Source organism: Pseudolabrys taiwanensis (assembly GCF_003367395.1).
GTDB lineage: Bacteria > Pseudomonadota > Alphaproteobacteria > Rhizobiales > Xanthobacteraceae > Pseudolabrys > Pseudolabrys taiwanensis.
In genome coordinates, this window is sequence record NZ_CP031417.1 from 1,071,768 (window position 1) to 1,095,858 (window position 24,091).

The 24,091-nt window shown below is 61.6% G+C and carries 23 protein-coding genes, 1 tRNA gene and 1 pseudogene; 14 read left to right on the top strand and 11 right to left on the bottom strand.

Annotated features, from left to right (window positions below):
• Window positions 1-48 precede the first annotated feature (48 nt).
• From DW352_RS05075 to DW352_RS05100, 6 genes are all read right to left on the bottom strand, one after another.
• Window positions 49-1,269, bottom strand: a complete 1,221-nt coding sequence (locus tag DW352_RS05075; RefSeq protein ID WP_115689116.1) for a D-alanyl-D-alanine carboxypeptidase family protein — start codon at window positions 1,267-1,269, stop codon at window positions 49-51.
• Window positions 1,270-1,344: 75 nt separating this feature from the next.
• Window positions 1,345-2,259: a septal ring lytic transglycosylase RlpA family protein gene (locus DW352_RS05080; protein WP_115689118.1), complete on the bottom strand. Its 915-nt coding sequence runs from the start codon at window positions 2,257-2,259 to the stop codon at window positions 1,345-1,347.
• A gap of 220 nt (window positions 2,260-2,479) precedes the next feature.
• Window positions 2,480-3,271, bottom strand: a complete 792-nt coding sequence (locus DW352_RS05085; protein ID WP_115689120.1) for a transporter substrate-binding domain-containing protein — start codon at window positions 3,269-3,271, stop codon at window positions 2,480-2,482.
• Between the two features lie 11 nt (window positions 3,272-3,282).
• Window positions 3,283-4,245: a tripartite tricarboxylate transporter substrate binding protein gene (locus DW352_RS05090; RefSeq protein WP_115689122.1), complete on the bottom strand. Its 963-nt coding sequence runs from the start codon at window positions 4,243-4,245 to the stop codon at window positions 3,283-3,285.
• 58 nt (window positions 4,246-4,303) lie between these two features.
• Window positions 4,304-5,326: a Bug family tripartite tricarboxylate transporter substrate binding protein gene (locus DW352_RS05095; protein WP_115689124.1), complete on the bottom strand. Its 1,023-nt coding sequence runs from the start codon at window positions 5,324-5,326 to the stop codon at window positions 4,304-4,306.
• A 15-nt stretch (window positions 5,327-5,341) separates the two neighbouring features.
• Window positions 5,342-6,322: an MBL fold metallo-hydrolase gene (locus DW352_RS05100; RefSeq protein WP_115689126.1), complete on the bottom strand. Its 981-nt coding sequence runs from the start codon at window positions 6,320-6,322 to the stop codon at window positions 5,342-5,344.
• 142 nt (window positions 6,323-6,464) lie between these two features.
• On the opposite strand from DW352_RS05100, the gene DW352_RS05105 reads away from it, so the two are divergent.
• The 9 genes and pseudogenes from DW352_RS05105 to DW352_RS05145 all read left to right on the top strand — a co-directional run bounded on the left by DW352_RS05105 (window position 6,465) and on the right by DW352_RS05145 (window position 13,598).
• On the top strand, window positions 6,465-7,394 hold the full coding sequence (locus tag DW352_RS05105) for a LysR family transcriptional regulator (protein ID WP_162826785.1): 930 nt from the start codon (window positions 6,465-6,467) through the stop codon (window positions 7,392-7,394).
• 129 nt (window positions 7,395-7,523) lie between these two features.
• Window positions 7,524-7,613, top strand: a tRNA-Ser gene (locus DW352_RS05110).
• Between the two features lie 207 nt (window positions 7,614-7,820).
• Window positions 7,821-7,967: pseudogene (locus DW352_RS27565) on the top strand (Arm DNA-binding domain-containing protein); the annotation flags it as partial.
• Between the two features lie 96 nt (window positions 7,968-8,063).
• Window positions 8,064-9,014, top strand: a complete 951-nt coding sequence (locus tag DW352_RS05115) for a tyrosine-type recombinase/integrase (protein ID WP_342634903.1) — start codon at window positions 8,064-8,066, stop codon at window positions 9,012-9,014.
• A 356-nt stretch (window positions 9,015-9,370) separates the two neighbouring features.
• A complete protein-coding gene (locus DW352_RS05120) occupies window positions 9,371-10,270 on the top strand; it encodes a hypothetical protein (RefSeq protein ID WP_162826786.1) in 900 nt (299 codons plus the stop codon).
• 110 nt (window positions 10,271-10,380) lie between these two features.
• The gene (locus tag DW352_RS27155; protein WP_210209933.1) at window positions 10,381-10,626 is read left to right on the top strand and encodes a MerR family transcriptional regulator; all 246 of its coding nucleotides are present in this window, start codon (window positions 10,381-10,383) and stop codon (window positions 10,624-10,626) included.
• A gap of 276 nt (window positions 10,627-10,902) precedes the next feature.
• Window positions 10,903-12,243: a hypothetical protein gene (locus tag DW352_RS27160; RefSeq protein WP_210209934.1), complete on the top strand. Its 1,341-nt coding sequence runs from the start codon at window positions 10,903-10,905 to the stop codon at window positions 12,241-12,243.
• Window positions 12,244-12,574: 331 nt separating this feature from the next.
• Window positions 12,575-13,141 carry a hypothetical protein gene (locus DW352_RS05140; RefSeq protein WP_115689136.1) on the top strand — a complete coding sequence of 189 codons (567 nt, stop codon included), beginning with the start codon at window positions 12,575-12,577 and terminating at the stop codon, window positions 13,139-13,141.
• A complete protein-coding gene (locus DW352_RS05145) occupies window positions 13,119-13,598 on the top strand; it encodes a hypothetical protein (protein WP_115689138.1) in 480 nt (159 codons plus the stop codon). Before DW352_RS05140 ends, DW352_RS05145 begins: the two co-directional genes overlap by 23 nt.
• Window positions 13,599-13,909: 311 nt before the next feature.
• Here the strand turns inward: DW352_RS05145 and DW352_RS05150 are convergent, their stop codons facing one another.
• The gene (locus tag DW352_RS05150; protein ID WP_162826787.1) at window positions 13,910-14,341 is read right to left on the bottom strand and encodes a hypothetical protein; all 432 of its coding nucleotides are present in this window, start codon (window positions 14,339-14,341) and stop codon (window positions 13,910-13,912) included.
• Window positions 14,342-14,768: 427 nt separating this feature from the next.
• Here DW352_RS05150 and DW352_RS05155 point away from each other — a divergent pair, with 427 nt between their 5' ends.
• The 5 genes from DW352_RS05155 (at window position 14,769) to DW352_RS05175 (ending at window position 20,821) form a co-directional block, all read left to right on the top strand.
• Complete coding sequence (locus DW352_RS05155; protein WP_115689142.1) at window positions 14,769-15,425, top strand: terminase small subunit; 657 nt, start codon at window positions 14,769-14,771, stop codon at window positions 15,423-15,425.
• Between the two features lie 712 nt (window positions 15,426-16,137).
• Window positions 16,138-16,596, top strand: coding sequence for a hypothetical protein (locus tag DW352_RS05160; RefSeq protein ID WP_162826788.1), 459 nt, complete (start codon window positions 16,138-16,140; stop codon window positions 16,594-16,596).
• A gap of 59 nt (window positions 16,597-16,655) precedes the next feature.
• A complete protein-coding gene (locus tag DW352_RS05165; protein ID WP_115689146.1) occupies window positions 16,656-16,961 on the top strand; it encodes a hypothetical protein in 306 nt (101 codons plus the stop codon).
• A gap of 125 nt (window positions 16,962-17,086) precedes the next feature.
• Window positions 17,087-19,048 carry a hypothetical protein gene (locus DW352_RS05170; RefSeq protein ID WP_115689148.1) on the top strand — a complete coding sequence of 654 codons (1,962 nt, stop codon included), beginning with the start codon at window positions 17,087-17,089 and terminating at the stop codon, window positions 19,046-19,048.
• A gap of 84 nt (window positions 19,049-19,132) precedes the next feature.
• A complete protein-coding gene (locus DW352_RS05175; protein ID WP_115689150.1) occupies window positions 19,133-20,821 on the top strand; it encodes a hypothetical protein in 1,689 nt (562 codons plus the stop codon).
• A gap of 884 nt (window positions 20,822-21,705) precedes the next feature.
• On the opposite strand, the gene DW352_RS05185 is transcribed toward DW352_RS05175, so the two are convergent.
• From DW352_RS05185 to DW352_RS05200, 4 genes are all read right to left on the bottom strand, one after another.
• Complete coding sequence (locus DW352_RS05185; RefSeq protein WP_162826789.1) at window positions 21,706-21,969, bottom strand: hypothetical protein; 264 nt, start codon at window positions 21,967-21,969, stop codon at window positions 21,706-21,708.
• Window positions 21,962-22,321 carry a hypothetical protein gene (locus DW352_RS05190; RefSeq protein ID WP_115689156.1) on the bottom strand — a complete coding sequence of 120 codons (360 nt, stop codon included), beginning with the start codon at window positions 22,319-22,321 and terminating at the stop codon, window positions 21,962-21,964. The genes DW352_RS05185 and DW352_RS05190 overlap by 8 nt, the downstream gene beginning before the upstream one ends.
• Complete coding sequence (locus tag DW352_RS27165; protein WP_115689158.1) at window positions 22,318-22,713, bottom strand: hypothetical protein; 396 nt, start codon at window positions 22,711-22,713, stop codon at window positions 22,318-22,320. Before DW352_RS27165 ends, DW352_RS05190 begins: the two co-directional genes overlap by 4 nt.
• A 227-nt stretch (window positions 22,714-22,940) precedes the next feature.
• Window positions 22,941-23,348, bottom strand: a complete 408-nt coding sequence (locus DW352_RS05200) for a hypothetical protein (protein ID WP_162826791.1) — start codon at window positions 23,346-23,348, stop codon at window positions 22,941-22,943.
• Window positions 23,349-24,091 lie beyond the last annotated feature (743 nt).

Sequence of the window (24,091 nt, forward strand, 5' to 3'; positions counted from 1 at the left end):
CCACGCTTCGCGCGGACCCGTTGGGGCCGTCCCGGAATGACAACACAATCATAACCGCTCCGCCCCCGAGCGGAACAGGGCGATGACCAACTCGGTCACCGCATCCAGGGCCCGTTGCGACAGCGAGCCCTTGGCGACGCTCTCGGTCGCCTTCAAAGGCTGCGTAAGCACGAGCTTGTCGTTGCGCCAGACTTTCAGGCTGCCGATCTGCTGACCGGCGGTGACGGGCGCCGGCACCGGCCCGGTATAAGCAATGCGCGCGATCAGCTTATCGCCACCGGCCTTCGGCATCATCACCTTGACCGCGCCGGTCGCGACCAGCGGCACGCGGCCAGACGCGCCGCCATAGACCTTGGCCGCGCCGATCTCCTGGCCGTCGGCGAACAGCAGGCGCTGCTCGAAGCTCTTGAAGCCCCACTCGAGGAGCTTCTTGGCTTCCTCGGCGCGCTCCTTCGGCGTCTTGAGGCCGTTGACCACGACGATGAGCCGCAGATCGTTCTGCACCGCGGAGCCGACCAGACCGTAGCCCGCGTCCTTGGTGAAACCGGTCTTGAGGCCATCGGCGCCGATGCCCATCGGCAAAAGCGGGTTGCGGTTGTGCTGGCGGATCTTGTTCCAGGTGAATTCCGGCTCGCCGAAATACTTGTAGAACTCGGGATAGTTCAGGATGATTTCGCGCGCGAGTGTCGCGAGTTCGCGCGTCGTCACCTTGGTGCCGGGATCGGGCAAGCCGTTCGAATTGGTGAAGACCGACTGCGTCAAACCGATTTGCCGCGCACGCTGCGTCATCTTGGCGGCGAACTCGGCCTCGCTACCGGCAATGGCTTCGGCAAGCACGATGCAGGCGTCGTTGGCCGATTGGATCGCGAGCCCCTTGAGCAGATCGTCGACGCTGACGCGGCTATGCAGCGCCGCGAACATGGTCGAGGTGCCGGAGGGCGCCCCGCCCTTGCGCCAGGCGTTCTCGCTGACCGGATATTCGTCGGTGAGCTTGATGCGGCCTTCCTTGATCTCGTGGAAGACGTATTCGGCCGTCATCAGCTTGGCGAGCGAGGCGGGAAAGATGAGTTTGTCGGGATCGCGCTCGTAAAGCACGCCGCCGTTCTCGGCGTCGATCAGGATCGCATGCGGCGCCGTGATCTGCGGCTCGTCCTTCTTCGGCTGGGCGGTCGCATCGCGGCCGCGCTGGGCCAGCACCGGGCTCGCCAGCAGACCGGCCGTCACCAGCGCCGCAACAGCCACGCGTGCGATCTTCAAGCCAAGGGCCATCGTCAAATGCTCATATCGCCGGAAGCGATCGCGCCCGGCGGGGACAATGGCAATGATGTGGCGAAAAAATGCGGCTCAGTAAAGGCCGCGGCCGCTCATAAAGCCGCTGCGGCTCTCGACGGCCGGCGCTGCATAGGCCGAGGTCGGCGCCGCCATACGCTCCGCCGGCACCGAATCGACGGAGCGGGTCGAGGCCAGCGCGAAATCCGGGTTGGTGCGGGCCGGCACGGCGGCGGCGGTCACCGTCCGATGCTCGCTCTCGTCGCCCAGCCGATACGGCCGTTCCGGCGGCAAAGCCGGCGCACGCGCGGCCATCTGGGACATCGGCCGCGAATCGAAATAGGCCGGCGCAAAGTTCTTGCCGGCCGAGGCGACCATCACCGGCGCTTGCGCCGGCGCGCCCTCGCGCAGCGTGGCCACCAGCTTGCGGTCGTCCGACCCCTCGAGCGGCGCGCGGCCGATATAATCGACCTTCACCTTGGCGACGCCTCGGCCATGGAAGCCGAGCAAGTCCGCCGTCTTGTGCGACAGATCGATGAGGCGGTTGCCGACATAGGGCCCGCGGTCGTTCACGCGCACGACGATCGAGCGCTTGTTGCTGAGGTTCGTGACGCGGACATAGGACGGCAGCGGCAATGTCGGATGCGCCGCCGAGATCGATTCCTTGTCGAAAATCTCGCCATTGGCGGTGTAGCGGCCGTGGAAGTCGTCGCCATACCACGAGGCGAGACCGACGGCCGTGTAATGGGGGTCCTCTTCCGGGACATAGACGCGCCCGGCGACCGTATAAGGCTTGCCGACGCGGTAGACGCCGCCGCCTTTCGGCACGGGCTGACCCGGTTCGATCACGCGCGGGCTGGCCGCCACGCCCCATTTGGGGTCGAGCTTGCTGGAGGTGCCGCCGGAGCAATTGGCCAGGGTGAGCCCGAGTGCGCCCAGCGCAAACAGGCGTGCGACGCGGCTAACCTGGCCGATCCCCCCAAAACCCATCCTGCTGACCTAAATCCCCTGCGAGACGTACAGAATAGCCCGAACGAGCCGCTTGGGAAACCGCCCTGTGGGTCCCGTGGTAAATGAACCGTTCCAGGGGGGGCGCCGAGCGGCGGCTTCGGTTAACGATTGCTCGGATACAGAAGCGACTGCGCCCTTGCAAGGGCGTGCCGAGTCTGACTTTCGAACCAGCCGCTCGCGGCCTTCCCTGCCCTTGCAGCTATGGTGTTGCGGGGATCGCGCCCTTGAGGCCGGCCCGGTCCATGGCGTCTTTGACAAGTCCCGAGGCGAGCGCCTCCTTGGTGAAGGCGTTGATGAAGTCAGCGCCTTGGTCGCGCCCATGCGGCCGGGCGATGGCATGATGCTCTTCACCCCAGCGATCGGACAGGACATGCGATCCCGGGACTTTCTCGGCCATCTTGAACAGCGTCGCCTTGTTGGTGGCGAATGCGTCGATCTTGCCGGCGGCCAGCATCTCCGCACCCGCGCCGACGGTCGGCGCACGCACGACCTCGGCGTTCTTGAGCGTGCGCGACAGGGTCGCGTCCGACGTGCTGTTGGCGGTGACGCCGATCTTTCGTCCCTTCTCGTCGACGTCTGCCGACGTCTTCACGGCTGAGTTGGCGGGAACGAGATAGCCGAGTTCGATGAGCAGATAAGCCGGCCCGAAATCCATTTCCTTCTGCCGCGCCGGCGACGCATTGGTGAAGGCGACATCGGCCTTGCCGGTCTTCACGGCCTCGAGCACTTCGCTGTTCTTCGCGTAGATCACCGGTTCGTACGGCACGCCGAGCTTGGATGCGAGCGCGCGGCCAAGTTCGTAGCCGACGCCCCGCGGCTGGGCTTCTTTCGTATCGACGACGGATGTCGGCGTGCCCGGATAGAGCGCAGCCCTGAGCTTGCCGGAAGGCGCAAGCACTTGCTGAAAGTCGGCGTCAGCGGCGTGAGCCGAGACGGCAAGTAACAGCGCAACGAGGGCCGACGCGAGCCGTGCAACATTCGGCGCCTTCATGTTCGCCTCCCTTACTGCGCCTTGATGTTGGCGTTCTTGATGACCGGGCCCCATTTGTCGGCCTCGGCACGCATGTAGGCGTCGAAAGCTTGCGGCGAACTTCCGACGGGGCTCGATCCGGTCTTCTTCAAGTACTCAACGACGCTCGGATCGCGCAGCGCGGCGGCGACGTCCTGCTGTATCTTCGCGCTGAGTTCGGCCGGCATTCCAGCCGGCCCCAGCAAGCCCCACCACACCGCGGTGTCGTAACCCGGCACGCCGGATTGCGCGACGGTCGGCACATTCGGCAGCACATCCGAACGTTGTGCCGTCGTCACCGCGACGGCCCGCACCGTGCCGCTCTGCACCTGTCCGATTACCTCCGCCAGCGGATTGATGCTCATCGGCACTTCGCCAGACATCACGGCCGTCAAGGCGGGCGCGCCGCCCTTATACGGAATGGCTGTGATCTTCACTTTCGCCATATAGTTCAAGAGCTCTCCGGCGAGATGCGCCGATGTGCCGACACCCGACATGCCGTATGAGAGTGCATCCGGCTTCGCGCGCGCGGCCGACAGGATGTCCTGGAGGTTCTTCATCGGACTGTCCTTGGCGACCGCAATCACCAATGGCGAAGCCGCTACTTCCGTGATCGCCGCGAAGTCCTTGAAGGTGTCGTAAGGCAGCTTCGGATAGATGAATTGATTGAGCGGATGTCCGCTCGCCACCAGGATCAGCGTGTAACCGTCCGGCGCGGCCTGCGTGAGTGCCTGCGAGGCGATGATGCCGCCAGCGCCCGGCCGGTTCTCCACGACCGGGAGTTTGCCCCAGCTCTTCGACAGCGCCTGTCCCAGTGTGCGCGCAAGAATGTCAACCGCGCCGCCCGGCGCATAAGGCACGAGAATGTGCACCGGCTTTGTCGGGAACGTTTCGGCGTCCGCGCGAACGGCTGTCAGCAGAAGACCTAAGGCGGCGAACAATAATTTGAGCTGCATGATGGACTCCTCCGATGAGGCAGATATCGAGCGACGAACGTCCGCTTCCTACCGCCTATCAGTCGACGCGGATATTCGCACGATGGACCAAATCGGCCCAGCGATCGATTTCCTGCGCGATGTAGGCACGGAATTCTTCCGGCGAGCCCACCCAGACCTCGGCACCATCACGCGCGAGCAGATCGACGACATCGGGCGCGGACATTGCCTTACGAATGTCCTCATTCAACTGCCGTACGATTGCGTCGGGCGTCCCGGCTGGTGCGACGACGCCGTACCACTGGTTGGCCTCGAAGCCGGGGAGCGTTTCGGCAATCGTTGGAATGTTCGGCTCGGACGCGAGCCGCTTCAGGCCGGAGAGACCGAGCGCACGTAGCTTGCCGGCATGCACGTGGCCGATGACTGCGGGTGTGCCGGTCATCGTCAACTGTACTTGGCCGGCTAGCAGATCGGTCACGGACGGCGCGGTGCCGCGATAAGGAACGTGCGTCATCTCGATCTTGGCAGCGTCGGCGAAGGCAGCCATGGCGATATGAGCGGCGCTGCCGTTGCCGCCGGATGAATAGTTCAGCTTCTTCGGGTTCTTGCGCGCATAGTCGATCAACTCCGCGACCGAGTTGACCGGCAGCGAGGGATTGACCACCAGCAGGTTGTTGACCTTGGCGACGGAGCTGACCGGCACAAAGCTGCGGCGCGGATCGTATGCCAGCTTCGGGTAAATGCTGACGTTCACCGCCAGCGTTCCGATGTGGCCCATCATCAAGGTGTAGCCGTCGGCGGCCGCTCGGGCGACGGCTTCCGCGGCGATGGAGCCTCCTGCTCCGCCGCGGTTTTCGATGACGAAGGTGCGGCCATAAACTTCGCCGAGCTTGCGGCCGAGCAGACGCGTGAGAATGTCGGGCGTGCCGCCCGGTGGGAACGGCACGACGAAGGTCACGTTGCGCGAAGGATATTGGTCGGCGAGCAAAGCCGACGGCATGGCTGTGAGCGCGGCGATGCCGCCGGCAGTGCGCAGAAACTCGCGGCGGCTCGCGCGGCCATTCAGCCGCGGCAGGAGCGTCGTAATCGCTTTATCAAACATGGGAAAACAGATCCTTTACAGAGTCGTATTCCACGGCACCAGAACTTCGCGATATCCATCGCCCTCGCGTTCGACATGACCGAGCGCGGGGAACGGATAGTGGAAACCCTGCACCAGCATGCGTTCGGCGACGAGCATGTCGTAAATCTTATGACGCGTCGCCTGCGCCGCAACAGCGTCGACATCGAGCATGAAATGCCAGTCAGGATGGCGGGCGAACAAGAACGGCGCATGCGTGACGTCGCCCTGAACGAAGATCTGTTTGCCTTCCGAACTGAGGACGAGCGACGTATGTCCCGGCGTGTGGCCTGGTGTTCCGACCGCGCGGATGCCGGGGACGACATCGGCATCCCATTCGTAAGTACGAAGACGCTTGAGGATGGCGCCCGCGATGACGCGGCGCACGTTCTTGGCGCCGTCCGCTACGCGCGGATTTTTGGCGCGGCCGACTTCGCCGTCATCGAACCAGAATTGATGCTCGCGCGCAGGCACCAGTACCTCGGCATTCGGAAAGGCAGGGCTGCCGTCCGCGCGCAGCAAACCATTGATGTGATCGCCGTGATAGTGAGAGATGATCACGGCATCCACGGCCGCCGGGTCGATCCCGGCCGCGCTCAATGTCGACTGCATCCGGCCGTTGAGGCCATTGCTCGCGCGAAACGCACCTTCGCCGGTGCCAGTATCGATCAGAACCAGCTTCGAACCGGTATTAACGAAGATCGGATTATACGGACCCGCGTAGATGTTCGGATCCATGAACAACGCCGAGAGCGCTGCCTTCACGTCGGCGGTCGGGACGTTGCTGACGAAGCCGTCGCCGATCGGCATGCGGCTGACGCCGTCGTTGACGACGGTCACTTCGAAGCCGCCGACCGAATAACGATAAAAGCCGGGCGCGCCCGTACGAACTAAGGGGGCCGCGGCGCGCGCGGCTCCCATGCTGGCACCGGCCGCCAGCGAAATGGCGGCGGTAAGCGCGGTGCGACGCGTCAGCATCCTGATCCTCCCCAAACGTTAGGCGTGGTGCCGAGCGCGTTCCTGGCTGCCCCACGCATTTACGAGGCCACTAGGAGCGGTGTCCGATATTTGTCAAATTGATACAGAGAATATAGACATTCACAAAACGGATACTCCGCCGGTGCCTCAAAGTCTCGCCGATCTGGATTTCAATCTGCTCAAGACGCTCCACGTGCTGCTATCGGAACAGCAGGTGACGCGGGCGGCGCAGACGCTCGGCCGCTCGCAGCCTGCCGTCAGCAACGCGCTGCACCGTTTGCGCGAAGCGCTCGACGACGATTTGTTGGTGCGGGGCGCCGGCGGCTTCACGCTGACGCCGCGCGCGGAAGCCTTGAAGGCGCCGCTGCGCGAAGTCATGGCCATCGTCGAGACGTCGGTCCTGAAGACCACCGATTTCGATCCGCGGTCGGCCACCGATGTCTTGCGCATCAGCGCGCCCGACCGGCTGACGCTTGCCGTCGTCCCGTCCCTTGCGGCGCGCCTGCAGCGGTTCGCGCCGAAGATGAGCCTGGACGTCACCACCGCCGATCGAAGCCAGGCCCTCGCGATGCTCAATGACGAGCGGATCGATCTCCTGCTCGGTTGGAGCGAAGACCTGCCCTCACATCTGAAAGGCGAATTGTTGTACCGCGAGCCCTTGCTCTGCGTAATGCGCCGTGGGCATCCGCTCGCCAAGGCGCGGCGGCGATTGTCGATCGACGCCGTTCTGTCGTTTCCGCACGTGGTCGTCAGCGCCACCGGCGGCCGAACGCAGATATTCGACGACCTTCTTGCGACACTCGGGCTGCGCCGTCGGGCGCTTGTGACGGTGAGCAACTTTACGGCGATTCCGCGTCTCCTACAGGACGGCGACATGGTCGGCGTCTTCACGAAACTCGCCGCGCGCGCCTTGGTCAGCTCATTCGGTTTGGAGATGCGGGCGATACCGGCGGAATTGGGAACGGTCGCCACGCACATGGTCTGGCAATTGCGCAACGATCGTAACAGCGCCCACGTGTGGCTGCGAGAACAGGTCAGAGCGGTCTATCGTCGGCTTAGCCGCGGCGCGTAACGGGGAACTTGCAACGCAGCGGCTTCCCTTTTACGCGTCGCCGGTGCATATCGACGGCCTCGGGAGCGACCGGGACGCCGCGCCGGTTTCCGGCGGGGGCGAACCGGGTTGTTCAGCAGTTCATGCGACGGAAGGGTGGCCGAGTGGTTTAAGGCACCGGTCTTGAAAACCGGCGTGGGTGCAAGCCCACCGTGGGTTCGAATCCCACCCCTTCCGCCAGCAGCACGTCCGCCGCCGTCCGCCAATGTGCACGACCGTCGACGAAGGTACTGAAAAACCTGTTTAATTTTTCGTCCGTTGTGTTTCAGCGTCCGCGTGAGTTCGCCATAATCCGCATGATTCGGGTGGGTAGCTGGGCGGGTACGGATGGCCAGGACGGTCGAACGGCTGACAGCGCTTCAAGTCGCACGAGCGACGACGCCCGGCATGTATCCTGACGGCGGCGGCCTTTATCTGCAGGTCACGGGCGAGACTGCGCGTTCCTGGATATACCGGTACCGACTTCGCGGTCGCCGACGCGAGATGGGCCTGGGGCCTCTTACGGCACTCTCACTAGCGGATGCTCGCGCCGCAGCGCGAGAGTGCCGCCGACTTTGCTCAGATGGCTTGGATCCGATTGTAGAGAGAGAACGCGCACGCAGCCTCAGACAAGCAGCGTCCGTTGATGTCGTGAAGTTCGAGGAGGCTGCGAACCAGTACATCAAGGCGCACCGTTCCGGCTGGCGAAATCCAAAACATGCGGCCCAATGGTCAACGTCGCTTGAAACGTATGCGTTTCCAGTTTTCGGCGACATTGGTATCGACGACGTCACAACGACCCTCATATTGAAGGCGCTCGAGCCGATCTGGAGCACAAAAACCGAAACGGCGAACCGCGTGCGCGGCCGGATCGAGAAGATCTTGGATTGGGCACGTGTCCGTGGATATCGGACAGGAGAAAACCCTGCTCGGTGGAAAGGGCACTTGGATCATCTGCTACCGCCTAGGCGTAGAGTTGCGACGGTTCGGCACCGAGCGGCGCTCCCCTACTCCGACATCGCGAGCTTCATCGTGGATCTGCGCAAACGAGATGGCATGTCCGCCCGCGCGCTTGAATTCTTGATCCTGACAGTTGCGCGCACGAATGAAGTCATCGGAGCGTTGCCCGGTGAGATCGATCTCAAGCAGAGAATTTGGACGGTGCCGGCTATCCGTACCAAGAGCGGGCGTGAGCATCGCGTGCCATTGTGCGATCGCGCGATCGAGATCATCAAAGAAATGGGTGGTCTACCTGGTGAGGGAGCTTTGTTCCGAAGCCCGCGCGGTGGCCCGCTTTCGAATATGGCGATGCTCGAACTGCTTCGAGACATGCGGCCGAAGCTAACCGTCCATGGCTTTCGTAGCACTTTCAAGGACTGGGCGGCAGAGACGACGCGGCACGAGAACATCGTCACCGAAATGGCCTTGGCGCATAAGATCGATGATGAGGTGGAGGCGGCATATCGGCGCGGCGATCTTTTCGAAAAGCGTCGTCGGCTAATGCGTGCCTGGGCAACCTACTGTGACACCCTGGTGCAGCCGGGTTCGGTCGTCTCGTTCATGGGAACGACACGCCAAAGATCTGGACGGGCAATGCGATGACCGCAAACTTTGCAGTGGTGAGACGTGGTGCCTACGATTTCCCGTGGCTTCGTAGTCCGCAGGAAGTCAGCGCGATACAGAAAACCGAGGGCGACATTCAACGGCGTGAAGCAGAAATAGAAGAGCGCGCTTTCGTCGACAGACTATTTGAGCGGCCTTTCTGGAGACTAGGGCCGGTACTCGCGCAGCTAATTTGGCCCAATGGGCGGCTCGTTGTTTCCACCTTTGATCTCTCCAGTGGCCCCTCTCGAGCAACGAGAGAAGCGTACATGGGGCTTCTTTGGGACCAAGAGGGGTCATCTGCATACCGGTGCTGGAGGTCAATTTGGTCGAGGCAGGTGCGATACAATGGTCCAATGCAGTTGGACGGTATAAACGCAGTTGCTGCGTGGCGAACGGTGCTTGTCGCGCTTCAATCAGGGAAGCTTGAAGCCTCGAATCAAAGCGGGCCGATATCACCATTGGCTTGGGCCAAATTGTCCGATGACTCGCGAGGTGCAGCGGAGGCATTTTCCTGGGACGCTCTATTCCCGCGAGAATCCGTTCTGAGGTGGTTGAACAATCGGGACCAAGACGCCATCCAGCAGTCGCGAATTTCTGAACAGGTGCCAGCGGATTCGGCGCACAATCGCGTCGCTCGGAACGGTGAAACCCCTCAAGTAATAGAAGAACCTACGCATGCTGGAGACCTGCCGTTCGGAGAGGCAAACGAGCAGAGAAAAGAACAAGAGAAGTGGACGGAGGAGCAGGTAGAAAAAGCGATCAAACTATTCGAAGAGGCGTATCCCAAGCATAAGGATGGGGCCGCGCAAAAAGAATGCTACATCAAACTCATGGATGCCGGCGGCCTTCTTGGAATCAACGAACTACAGTTTGAAATCATTTACCAGAAGATACATGGAGTAACGCGCGCGACATCGCCTCCGCTTTGCGAGTCGAATGGGCAAGAGCTGAAGGTGGCTGCGTCCGACGAATATAACCAGACGGTCTCAGCTGGCGGCAAAGTCCGATTGGCCCCAGAGCGGGTCAAAGAAGTTAGAAACGCAATTTATTTACATCATCGTGCGAAGGCTAAGGAGAAGCGCTCCGGTAAAGACCAAGAGGGTTGCCTGAAGAACCTCTATGAGATGGGGTTTCTCACTGGAGTCTCCCACAGAAGATTTAAAAAAATATACCAGGATTATTTCAAGGAAATTCAAGGAGATAAATACGAAGCGCCACGCAGGGGAAGGGTGGCGACTATACGCGGCCAATAAATTCGTCAAAAAATTAAATCGTCAGCGGCGACGAAATTAGGTGCCGAAATTTTCTCGGCGCATGGTCCCGGGCATCCGCGATAGGCGGCTGCATTACGAGGACTAAGACGATGAACCCGCAACAGTGCGCGAGCGCGTCCGCTTCCGAGGAAATCCCGTTTGCCGAACGCCTAACCTGCACAATCCTGCAGGCCTGTGCAGTCACAGGGCTAAGCCGCACCACAATTTACGAAGAGATCGCCGCAGGTCGTCTTAAATCGACCACGGTGAGACGTCGCCGTTTGGTGCTGGTGCCGTCACTGCTGGCGCTCGTCGCGGGCGACGAAGCCGCTCCCCCTAGTCAGCGGGCGAATTAACGCGTCGGTGCGGCATATGGTGGCAAACGGCCACCACATTCTCGGCATTCAGACTTATGGAAACCAGTTCATGATAAGTGCCGGCAATTACGCTGAGCCCCTCTTCGCACAACATTTTGATACGCGCCAGCGCGCAAATTCGCAAAGGGACGCACTGCCCTATTGCGGACTGCGCCGGCCTCTCTGCGGCGATACTGTGCGGATGCTCATTGACCCGGCCCTCGCCGGGCCGAGCAGTTGCAATGACGATGTCTTAGCGCAAGCGGGGGGCCGGAAGTGACCGCGCTCCTCAAGTACGACGCCGCCTGCCGGGCCATTGCTGAGGCTAAGACGGTCGACGAAGTGACCGATTGGATCGACAAGGCCGCGGCCGTGCGGGAATACGGACGACGTGTAAGGAATCGAAAGCTCGAGCTCGATGCTCTGGAAATCCGAGTGCAGGCGAAGCGCCGTCGTGGCGAGCTTCTGCTTCAGCTAAAGCAAGAGGGACGGCTCAAGGAAGGTCGCAAACAGAAACTATCATCCTCGAATGATAGTTTACCGCCCCTAACGCTGGATGATCTTCAGGTCACAGCAAACGAGTCCTCTGAAGATCAAGCGATCGCTAAGATCGACGGAGATAGTTATCGACGTCTCGTCGCACGCTGCCGCGCCTATGCGGAACAGCACCCAGAAAAGCATTCAATCAACGTCCTGAAGCCGCCGCCAGAGCGTGGGCCGGTCAATGGCGCGGGTGCCGTCGCCCATCGCCGTACCGAGCCGAATGACAGCCTCGACTTTTCGCCAACGCCCCCGTGGGGCACGCGCGCTCTGATAGAGAAGGTGTTTCCACAAATCGACTGCCGCGGCGACGTCCACTGCCGGACAGCGCGGGAGCCCGCCGCCGGTGACGGACACATTGCCGAAGTTCTCCGCGAATATTTCGCAAACGTGATCGCGTCCGACGTCCACGAATACGGCTACGCCGACCATCTCGCCGACTTCCTGGCCGATGATGCCGAGCATCCCTATGCGGATTGGATCATCACCAACCCACCTTTCAATAAGGCTGAAGAGTTCGCCCTGCGTGCTTTGGGCCACGCTCGCGTCGGCGTCGCGATGTTCGTGCGCTGGCAATGGCTTGAGACAGTGAACCGGTTCAACAATCTATTCGCGCCGAATCCCCCCGCGATTGTGGCGCTCTTCTCCGAGCGCATTCCGTTGCACATGGGCCGCTGGGAACCGGATGGCGACACCATGACGGCATACTGCTGGGTGGTATGGCTCAAGGGTCATACAGGCGCAACGAGGCTGTTCTGGATCCCGCCGGGCCAGCGCAAGGCGCTCGAGCGCGAAGGAGACCGTGAGCGCTTCACCGCGCATCCGGTGATCAAAGCCGAGTGCCCGACGGAGGCCGCCGGCGCGGCCATTACCTTCGATCCATCGACCGGCGAAGTCCAAGACAAACTCGTTTCTCATCCCAGCGATGTTTGTAAGGCACCGGACGTCCCCGGGCAGCCTCGGTTCGAAAGAGACGTGCCACCACTTCGGGACGACCGCGTCAGAGCCGACATCAACGCGGAGCAGGTCGCGTTCGTTACAAACGCTTATGCTTCCGCTGAACGAGCGGCACCATGAAATACAAGCCCAAGCGAAAACCCCACTCTCCCGAGACGCGCGAACGTCTGCGCCGACGGCTGATCGCATTCTGGGCGGATCCTACCCGTCGCGCTACGCACGCAGTCTTGACGAAGGCTCGCATGGCACGGCCTGAGGTCCGCGAAAAGATCAGCAGGGCGACGGCCATCGCGATGGCGGACCCGAAGGTGAAGCATCGACAGCGCGAAGGTGTTGACCGCCATCACGCAAAGAACCGCGACCGCGGAACCGGCAGCTTGTCGAGCAACGAGTTATCCTCCGACGCGTGCGGCACCCCTGCCCCACGTCCGTTTGGCTCGGAGGTGATGCCATGACGGAGCGTTCGGAGACGCCGATCGCCGCCGAGCTGCAGGCGCACTTTGATCGTGGTGGTACTCCGGCCGACGCCGTGCGGCTCGTCGAGGCCTTGGAACGAGCGTCAAAGCGGGCGCTCATACCTGCCAAGGAGCGGACCAGCGAGCCGCGCGGCACGCGCCTTCCGACCGACTGGCGGCCATCTGCGTCCGATATCGCCTTTGCCCGAGACCGGGGCCTGGCCAACACGCAGATCGCGGCCGAGGCCGAGAAATTCACGAATTACTGGACCGCCAAGTGCGGCGCCGGCGCAACGAAACGCGACTGGGCGGCGACGTGGCGCAATTGGATCATCAACGCGCAGGAGAAAGGCTATGGCCGTTCCTACTCTCAGGGCCATAGGCCCTCAACCCATTCCCCTACCAGACGTGCGCCGACCGGATCGGATGCCATCCTTGCCGGCATGGGCCGCCTCGCGCGTCGAATCGATGAGAGACGAGGTGCAGCCGGGACCGGACGGCAAGTATCGGACGCTACCAACGCTCCCGTCGAACTTGACCTTGAACCCCGCCGAACGCGCTGAGATCGAGAAGCACGTCGAAAATCTCGACGCCCTTTGCGCGCAGACGCCACTCGAAAGCGGTGAGTGGGAGGGCCAGACCCTCATCATCATCACAAAGCTGATGCTGGCGCTGCCGTCGGCGCAACAGAATGAAGCCGGCGCTGAGGCAGCCGGCGAGGCCTTCCAGGCGGCGCTCGAGGACGTGCCGACCTGGGCTGTCGCTGCAGCGGCGCGACGATGGTATCGGGGCGAATGCGGCGAGAACGAAGACGGGAAGCCGTATGACTACCATTGGCGCCCTGCCCCCGCCGAGTTGCGGCGGGTCGCGCTCGTCGAAATGTGGCGGGTCAAGCATCGCGCGGAAACGCTGCGCAAACTGCTTATCGCCGAGCCGTTGATCGACTGGAGCGCCGAGCACTGCGCCACAATGCGTGACCGACTCGCTGCCGTGATGCCGCGCCTAACGCCGTCAGGCTGACCTCTATTCGATGTGTGAGTTCGGTTGCGCTGGTCGGTTAACGGCGGCAGCGCATCAGTGAGCCTGCCTACCGTGGGACGCAGCCAAGGTATAGCCCGGCCTTGAGCGTGAGGGCGGCTGCCGGCGAGATGGATTGTCGCCGCAAGTAGACGCGACCTGTGCGCTCGCCATCAGCAGCACAGGGTCCGAAGCGACGGGCCTGGCTCCGCTGAGCATCCGATCGCAAGGGCATAGGAAGCGTCTCGATGCATCAGCATCGGGACGGCTTCGCCTATGTCCTTCGCAACAAACCTTCACCACTGAGCATTCGGCTACTCGGTGAAGGACACTTCGGTCTCCGGATGTGCGAGCAATTCGGAATGCGATGAAAACTGTTGGATACAGCCGGCTAAGCCTCGTTTCTGCTGATCGCGCGTCATCGTCTGAATACCCGGAAAGAGATCGAGCAACTTCTGGGCCTGGGCCTGCGACATAAGCAGGTGAGCGTGACAAGCACAGAACCAAGCGTGGAATATCTGCATTGGGATCGGCGACGAGTGTCTAAGACGAAGATAATCTTCGATGCAGATGTAGAGCAGGTAGTCGTTCTTGGTGTCATCGAACTGGTCTAACGTGAGCTGATCGTCTGCCCTCTCCGCCTCTGTCGTGCCGACATGCTTGAAACAATTGCGGTAGAGGTTCATCGCTGCGTAGATGTCTCTCTTCGGTTTCCCGGGATGATCGGCGAGCAAGAGCTCAGTCATGGGCTCTACGTTTGCATATCGGCATAGGTCCTCGAGGATCTCTCGCGCGTTCCCTGCAAGGGATTGCACTGACACCGGGTCCATGTCGGCAACGAAGAGATCGATTGCAGTTAGCAGCTGTGCCCGAGCAACAGCCAGGGGAGTCAACGCCATCGGAATGCCTCATCGAAAGCGCATATTATACGTGGCCCTCCCTGGGGGGTGCAAAGTGTTGCCGCTGGGGTCGGGGAGCAACCGCGACAGCCGCGCTTGGCCGGCTATGACCGATCCGCATGACGACGCCAAAAGCAGTCACGGTTCTTGAGGTGGTGACGACATTGTGGCGATCTGGAATCGCGGCAACAGAACTCGGTGGAATCTCCTGCTTCATTCACTGTTATGCGCTTGCGGAATGGATTAAGCTGTGCCTGTGACGAATCTACTGTCGATGGATCCGATGCCGAAGCTACGCAATCCCCGCCGCGAGCGCTTTGCCGTTGAAGTTGCATCGATGACGCCCGTCGATCGCGCGTATAGGCTGGCCGGCTTCCGCTCGGCGGAGCAATGGGCGCGCCCGAACGGCGCCAAGCTGGCGCAGAATCCGGAAGTTGCTGCTCGGATTGAAGAATTGCGCAGTGAGTTCAAGGTGAGTGCTGGCTTAAGCGTTCAATACCTCCAATCCTGCTTGCTACCCGCTGCCGAAGCGAATGTTGTCGACTTCTTCGAGGCCGCCACCTCGCCTGAGGCCGGCAACCCGCCGAAATTGAAATCACTGACGAAGCTCAGCCGTGATCAAGGCGCGGCTATCTCGTCGGTTCGTTTCCATGAGGATGGGACCGTCGCCGAGTTGAAGCTGGTCTCAAAGGAAGCGGCGATCGCGACGCTAATGCGCTCGATCGGCGCGTTCCTTGATCGACACCAAGTTGGCGCCGCGCCGGAATTGTTGGAGCGCTGGGGGGCAGCGCAGCGGCAGCTTGAGCAAATCACGTTCGAAGACAAAGTCGCTCTGCTCGAGGTTATCGAGGAATTGGCGGCGCCGACCGAGCCTTCTGTGTCTGATCCCTCGGCTGTCAAAGGCACCAGCAGTGATGACATACCGCGATAGGCGACAGGGTGTCGTATCGGATCAGCATGATCAGCTCAAGCGCATTGCGGCTACTCACAATCGCGCGAACGAGGAATTCTTAGGACGCCTAGCAACGGTCAATGCAGATGCGGCCGATGCTGCCTGCAAGGCAGCGGTTGAACGTCCCGACTATGCCTACATTAATGCTGTGTGGCAGTTTGCCTTGCATCAAGGGGTTAGCAGAGCCGCGGAAGCTCTGCCCCTCTACCCTATCTCAAACGCAGAGTTTAGCAGGTTGCGTAACGTTCCCGAGACATTGATCGTTTCTGACCTGAAGGGAAACGCGAATGGCTGCGGATTTTACGAGGGACTTTTTAAGATGTGTGTAATGGGAGTATGGCTCTTGGTTTTGTTCTCTACGAACGATAATTGCCTTTGTTTTCGACCAGAATTTCCTGATCCTGTCAGTAAGAATTGAAACGCGATGGCGCGCGTCTGGTGGGGGGGGTGTTTCACCTAAACAAGGCGTCTCACTTGCCCCGGCCGGTTCGTGACGCGAAATTCGTCAAAAAATTAAATCGTCAGCGGCGACGAAATTAGGCGCCGAAATTTTCTCGGCGCATAGTCCCGGGCATCCGCGATAGGCGGCCTCACAACCCGGACATGGCTGATGAGTAGATTTGGCAGAATACCGACGATCAAGCCGATCAACGATGTTTCCGATATCGCTGCCGAGGTTGAGCGGCGCAATTTGGAGGCGCTTTCTCCCTTCCGCGCGCTCGTCGCGCGATACGATTCGGCCAAGGCGACAATCCTCCGTCTCGATCCTCAGGCGAAGGTCCGCGGGTTTGGTCTTCGAATGATCGAGCGTCTTCCGCCGGCGGAACTCGACGCGCTTTGCGAGGAGCGCGAGTGGATCGTCAAGGAAGTAGAAGCCCAAGCTGCCCGCGTCTCATGCGAAGCCGAAGCAAAGCGAGTGGCCGAGCTCAGCGAGATCGCGCGCCTCGGCGAAAGGATGGCACTCCTCGAAGAACGCGTCGCGGTGCTCGAGGCGCGTGTGCCGCCGCGGGCACCCGAACCATCCCCTTCCGCGCAGCACGCCAGGTCGAGCGCGCCGGTGATGCTGATGGCCAACAACAGCACGGGACCGTTCGCGCCCGCCATCCCCGCCGGCATCGACGTTGGCGGCGTCCGCAAAATCGGCGGCTGACGCGCGTTGTCGGTACTGAGTGAGCCGAGAACAACGATTAATGCCCGAAGGGATATACGATGCGAAAACTTCTTCTCACCGCTCTGACTTTGCTCACGATGGGCACGTCTGCTTCAGCCGAGAGCATCGCCGTGCAGTTCGTGAGCCGGTCGAAGGCTGATGCAATCCGGATCGTGGAGTTGCGACGCGCAGAATTGGCGGGTGCCGCAGACTTTGTGCAGGCGGCGATTATGGCGCTACCGCCCGACAGTCCGCACAGCCTCGTCAGCGTCGACGTTTTTGGGAACCTGTGGGACCGAAGTAACGGTCCCAAAGAGCACAGCATTCTCACCATTAAGGTAACGCCTCTCTCGATCGCTGACTAAAGCGTTGCTTGTACTCGAGGCTGGCCACTTCGAGCCTAATCCTTTGGCCTTCCACCCCGGCGCAGGAACGTCGGTCACGGCGCGATGTCCGGTCACGCAAGAGCGTGACGATCCGGAGTCGCGGAATGTCCTCCTCTAAATCTACGGTCAAAACGGCTGCTAGCATCCTCCTATCCATCGGTGTGATTGTTGTCGCCGTAATTGGGTCCGCGTCGGCGCAGAATGTCACCTGCCCCACCATGCCGAATGGCGACATTACGAACGCGTGTGCCTCGACTGAATTCGTGCAAAACGCGTTCGCTGGCGGTTCGACCATTCCGCTTACACAGAGCTATATTCTTGTCGGCAATGCCTCGAACGTCGCCGCGGCGGTGCCAATGTCCGGCGATTGCACCATCGTCGCCGGCGGTATCGTGGCCTGCACGAAGCTCAACGGCGTTTCGCCAGGCCCTCTGTACTCACTTGCGATCGGCACCGGCCTCGGCACGTCGGGCGGCAGTCTTAATATCCAGCCCGCGCAAGCGGCGACGATCGGCGGTGTCAAATCCGTGACCTGTCCGCTGGGGCAAGCGATCGGTACCATTGATACGAGCGGAACGTCCACCTGCGTCAATGCGAGCAGTGGCCGTACGCTTCTCACGACGGCAACAACCTTTCATGTCGCACTGGCCGGTTCAGACTCGAATCCGTGCACGGCCGCGAGTCCATGCCGCACGGTCAGTCATGTACTGGCCATGCTGCAATCCGGGTATGATCTCGGCGGCCAGGTCGTGACGGTGCAGACCGACGACGACGGTCCTTATACCGACAGCGTGCAGATCATGGGTCCATTCGTCGGACTGACTGGCGCGACTCGGCTGATCATCAACGGGTTTTCAACAAACACTACGTTCTCGCCAGCGCCTAACGCCGGCTACTGCATTGGTATCGCGTACGGCGCGCAGCTGATGGTGCAGAACTACAAATGCACCATGCTCGGCGCGATCGTCGGAAACGCGTTCCAAGGCAACGATATGTTCGTCGTTGGCCAGGGCAGCAGCCTGATCTTCGGTGCGGGCGTGACTTTCGGGTTTACTGTCAATCCGTTCAACGCGGTTACCATCAACTTTGGCGGCTATGTCGAGTTTCGCAACGACTTCACGATCAACCCAAATATCGGTACCGTATCGGCGAACTTCTCTTCGGGCGCCTCCTCGATCACTGTCTCGAGCGCGACAAGCATCGTCCCGTACGAGGGAGTGGTCGGTGCTGGCATTCCGGCCGGCGCCTATGTGACGAGCGTCGCTGGCACGACGGTCAATTTCAGCTGCATCACATCGCCGGGGTGCGTAACCTCGACGTCGGGCAGTGGCGTAACGGTCCAGTTCGGCGGCGGCGGTCAGGACTTTATCGATCTCGGCAACTCGCCGACAGGCGGCTACTTCGCCACCAATGGCAATCCGAGCAACACCATTAACGTCACCTGCAACGGCTTCCCATTCTATTGGTCGGGCTTCATCTTCTCTAACGATATTTCGTCGATTAATGCCCAGGCAATCACCTTTAGCGCCGCGTGCATGGGCAACACCGTCTCGTATCCATTTCAAATCGTAAAGCAGAGCAATATCGATACGGGCCTACAGGGCATTCCTTACTTCCCCGGAACATTGGGCGTAGTGACGACCAGCGCCAATACGACGGCTGGATCTACCTCGGTCACTGCCGCGTGCGCGGGTTGCGGTATAGCCGTGGGACAGTCCATCAATGGGTCTGCCGATAAGACCGCGACATTCTCATCCGGTGTCTCATCCATCACGGTCAGCAGCAGCGGATTTATGACTGTGGGGTCGCCCCTACTAGGCCCCGGAATCGCGGCTGGCACTACGGTGAGCTCTGTCTCAGGCACCACGGTCGGGCTTAGCCACCCGACGACATCCTCCCAGACTGGCGTGACGCTGAGCTTCAAAGGCGCATGCATCGCCAACGGCAACGTTGTGGCGGGAGTGTCCGGCACGACCGTGACGCTGCGTGACCCGGCTATCGGCACTTGCACGTCAGCCCCAATCCGCACGGGGGGCGTGGTCAGCGGTTACTCGCTATACCAATAGCTGCCTAGTCGGTCGCGTCGGTCAACCGCGTGTCATTCCACGCTAGCGAAAAGGACAGTCAAGATGACTAGGCGTCGTCACCCCATGCGCGGTTTGTTCGCGCCGTTGTGCGCGTTCGCGATCGCGTTCGCCCTGACGTACTCTGGCTCTTTGAAGCCAGCGCGCGCTACGGTAAACTTGCAGATCAACAAGAGCATCGTGCTCGGCGATGGCCACACGACGCAGTTCTCGTTCAACTTTATCGGTGTCGCAGCGGCCTATATCAGCGTCGTCTACACCGATGCCGGCGGCAATCAAACCGTTCTCATCCAGGGCAGCGGCACCACCCAATATCAGCTCGTGCTGAACGCGCCGGTGCAGGGTGCGATCTGGGGGCTTGGCGGGACTGTCACCTATAACCCCAGTGGGACGCCTATCGCAGCCGGCACGACGCTCACGATTTATCGAACATTGCCGCTGACGCAGGCGATCACGCTGCAGAATCTGGCCTCGATCGCGACGCTCGGCAAGGGCGCTGAAACCGGCCTCGATACCGGCGTGATGCAGGGTCAGCAGATCAATGAACATATCGGCCGCGCGATCGTCGCCAATATCGCGAATACGACGCCGCCTCTGCCACTCCCGCCCGCGGCGCAGATGGCCAATCAAGGCCTTTGCGGCGATGGCACGGGCAACAACATCATCGCGTGCACGCTGCCTGCAACGGGCTCCATCTCTTCGGCCATGCAGCCGGTCGTCAACGCGGCGACACTGCCGCTCGGGCGCGCTGCCTTTGGGCTCGGTGCTATCGCGACACAGGGTATCGGGTCCGGGCTCGAGACCGATGGCGCCGGCAATGTGCGCGTTAACACGCTGCCGATCGCAGTTGCCTCAAACCAGACGGTCGATCAAACCTATGATCTGAAGCGCTACGCCGCGACGGGGCCCATCAGCTTCACGCTTCCGCGAGCCAATACACTGTTTCCGGGTTTTGGGTTTTACGTGTGGGCGCTCCCGGGCGCCGCCACGAACGCGGTGACGTTCGTCATCGATTCCAACGATAGCGTGGTCGGTCAGGCGTCGGGGGTTTCGTTCGTCATTCCGCCGGGCTCTTCGGTTTACATCTACACGGACGCTGGAACGGCCGGCGTTTGGTATTACGACCGGCTCACGACGGCGCAGCCGACCGTAACCCGGCTCACGTCGGGAGCTGGCACCTATACAAGACCGCTCGGGGCGACGCGCTTGCGCGTGCAGATGAGCGCCGGCGCTGGTGGCGGCGGCGCCGCAGGCGGCACGCCAACCAACGCGTCGAATGGGACCGCGTCGAGCTTTGGCGCATGGACCGTGAACCCAGGCACGGCTGGCAGTGCCACCAATACGCCCCCGCCGGGTCCGGCTGGCTTGGGCGGCTCTGGCGGTACCAATGGCATTGGCACGCTGATCAGCAGAATCAGCGGCTCGACGGGTAATAGCGGTACGGTCGGCGCGCCTTCCGTGACCGGTACCGGCGGCTCAGGCGGCAGCGGCCCCTTTGGGTCGATCGGCGGCAACAACAATGCAGGGACGCCCAACACGGGTGCCGGCGGCGGGGGCGCAAGCTCTTCGGCGGCCAGTGTGGGTGGTGCCGGCGGCGGCGGTGGCGGTGAGGGAGTCGTGTTTTACATCACGTCGCCGGCGGCAACCTATCCCTACGTGGTGGGTGCGGGTGGCGCTGGCGGCGGGGGCAGCGGTGCAAATCCCGGCAGCACTGGCGGCTCCGGGATCATTGTAGTCGAGGAATTCTACGGCTGATCGCAGCCGGTGGTAGGAGTGCTGCGTCTGCGACGGCTTTACATCCTCAGCAGAACGAATGAACCGCAGCAAGCGACAATTTGTCGGGCGCTGGCCTCAAGCGGCAAATCTGCCGCTTGATCCTCCGACGACACATGAGTCGCTCGCTCCAGCAAAAGCCCGACGCGACGGCCGGACTTTGTAGGTCACGCGGAATGTGCCCATCAATGTATTGGCTCTTCAAAGCCATTCATTTGGTCGTGCGCGATAAAGCCTGCATACGGATTTTCGGTGTGCAGGCGCGCTGAAACGGCATCCACGCTCGAGATCGCCGTCTCGCTCACGTTCCGCCACGCACGTGACGCGGAAAGCCGGCAACGTTTGTCCTATCTGCAATGAAGGTCGGATGAAGGTAACAGCATCGCGGCTCGACCCCACCTTCGGAGCGCTAGGTGTTCTCCAGCGGACTTTCACTTGCGATACATGTGGTCACAGTGAAAACCACCAATACGATCCAAAATGAATACGGGCCAACCGGCAAACCCCCGAAGATCAGCTAACGACAATTTGTCGCTCGTTCATCTGGCTAATTTCCCCAGTTAGAGTCGCCAGAATGGCGACCCTAACTGAAGATCGCCGCCGCGCGATCTACAACAGGCCGGAAATCCCCCCATCATCATTGGGTATCTTGACGCCACGGCGCCTCAGCAGCGCTACCACCCTGCCCGTAACCCGTTTGGCGAGGGATGTTTGGGCCGCGTGCCGGCCCTTCGTCGTCAAGTGCTCCGGATGAGCTCGAAACGTGTCACGGATTGCGGTTTCGGCCTCGCGCCAAATCACGCCGTAGAGCGCCTCCGGCTTTGGTGGCGGCACGCGCCACGCGTCTCGCTTTGCCATGTCAGCGGTCAGCACAGCGTCACGTTCTCAGCCGGCCGGATGGCCGACATGAAGGGACGACCGTCCAAGGCGGCCTGCATCTGGCGTATCGCCGTCGCCAGATCGTCCCGAGACCATACGAGGTGCGCGACGACCAGCCGCTCGACCTCGCCGTCTCGCTCTCGTTCGGCGACGCAAGTGACACGGAAATTGTCGCCGCGGCGCGTGATGTTGCCTATACCCTCGCAGAAGGTGTCAGCCGTGCAGGCGGGATCAAGCGGGCTATCAAGCATGATCGCCGTCCTCCACTTCCTCGCCATCGACAAGGCCCGCGCCGGCCGCCGTGGCCAGCCCAATGGCGACGTCCTGCAGCAATCCCTCAGGCACACAGATTTTCACCTGTACGATCGCCTGAGGCGCAGCGCTGTCGCTGTCATAAGGTAGCCCTTGCTCGATCGCCGCAAACATGACGGTTGCGAGCCCGCGCGCCCTGGTGACGTAGGGGCGAAGGTTCGAGACGAACGACGGCGCGAGGGTCGGCTCGATCCAGTAACGGGGGTCGTTGAGATCGCGCGCGCTCGATTCGGCGATAGCGGGTTTCTTCGGCGCACGGGCGCCGGTCAGTTCGATCAGCTCGCCGCTCATGACCGCACCACCTTCCCGGTGGCCAGGGCGCGCGGCCGGAGGCGCGGCGGAATGGCGAGAAATGCCTCATCGGCAGCAAGCACGGCTGCGATTCGCTTGGACGAAAGCCCGAACTTTGCAGGATCGAAATCCGCGATGAGCTTCCGTTTATATTCGAGGTCCGCCTTGTGCATGACCGGCGTGAGAATCAGATCCTTCTCGGCCTCTTTGATGCTGTCGGCCAGATCACCGGAAGACGCGTCGGCACCGCGCTCTTGTTTGGCCAACCACTCGCAGTCTTTCATGCCGTATTGATGATATAGGCACCATGCCGTCGATGCGGCGGCGGAAAGCCGCCGCAGATATTCGAGCCTCATCGAGGCCTTGCGCCAGCGGTCCCAACGCGCGTGCACTGGCGAACCCTCGCCAATGAGCGGCCCATCGTATTTTGTCGGCCGATCGGCAGATCGCGAGCTAAAGTTTCCGGATCGGAAACTCCGCGGGCCGGCCCCGCCCATGCGCGGTAAAGCTTCCGAACCGGAATCTTTAGGACGCTGGAATTCACGCGCTGGCACCTGCCCGGCGCGTTCGCGCGGCCGGAATTCGATTACGTTATCCGTTGTTATGTGATGCGATGTTGTCATGACCGCACCGCCGTCCCGCCGGACGCCGTGGCCTCAATAAAGGCGGCGAGCATCGGCAAAAAGTCTCGGCCAGCATCATCGATGCCGCCGAAGTTATCAAACAGGGGGACTCCCATATTTTCTGCGGCGGCTGCGATTTCTCGAAGCAGCGCGGCGCAACCCTGCAATGTTGCCGGCCTCGTCAAAAGCATTTCGTCGACGGCCTCGATCTCGTCGGCGGTAAGATCTTCATCGACGTCGCGCCCCGGGAAGTTTTTGACGTCCTCCGCTAGCGCGCGGCGCGCTTCGCGATATCGCTCGATTGCCGCAAAGGCAGGGTCAGGGGATTTGTTCGGATCGGCGAGCACACCGTTTGGAATGGCGGCGGCAGACGCAAGCGAGGCAGCAGATACAACGCTATTCATTAGAAAACTCCTACGCGAACTAGTTACGGGCGAGCGGCCGACAGCCGCGTCGACATATTCGACAGCGGTTCGTGATGGAGTACTGGGCTTAGACGCACAGGCGGGTAGCGCCTGGCCGTCTGCTCGTGCGAGTGACGTCATGTGATGCTCACTAGTTTCGGCTTTCCACAGCCGCGCCGGTGGCGGACCGGCAGCCGGGAGTTGGAAACCCGCTAGTGAGACGGGTCGGCGGCTTTTACCTTTCGGCTGGACATGGCGCACCGCTCCCGGCCATAATGGCCAGGTCAGCGCGCCCGCCAAGGCGCGACCAGCGCATAGAGCCCGCCAAGGCTCACGGCGCAAATCGGGACGGACGCCAATCCGTCAACCGCTCACTAGTCCGGGTTTCCACACCCACGAACATTTCACGCGATTTGGCAGCGAAGAGCAAGCCCCCTCCGGGGCCGCTTTCGCGCGCGTGAATGGATAGGTATGACGAGATCGAGTGCAATGACCCTTCCCTATCCGCCTCCCTTCCAAGACGTCAAAACTCTGGCGAAACACCTCTGCCTTGGGGAAACGACGATCCACGAGTACGTGTCTGCGGGCCTGCTGCCCCGTCCGCGCAAATGCAAGGGCATCGCGCTCTACGAATGGGAAGAGGTCAAGGCGTATGTGAGGAGTTGGCCGGTTGCTGGAGCCGGCACTGGGAGGGGGCGACTTGCCGCTCCGACACCGGAGAGCTTAAGCGACGTCGCGGAGCG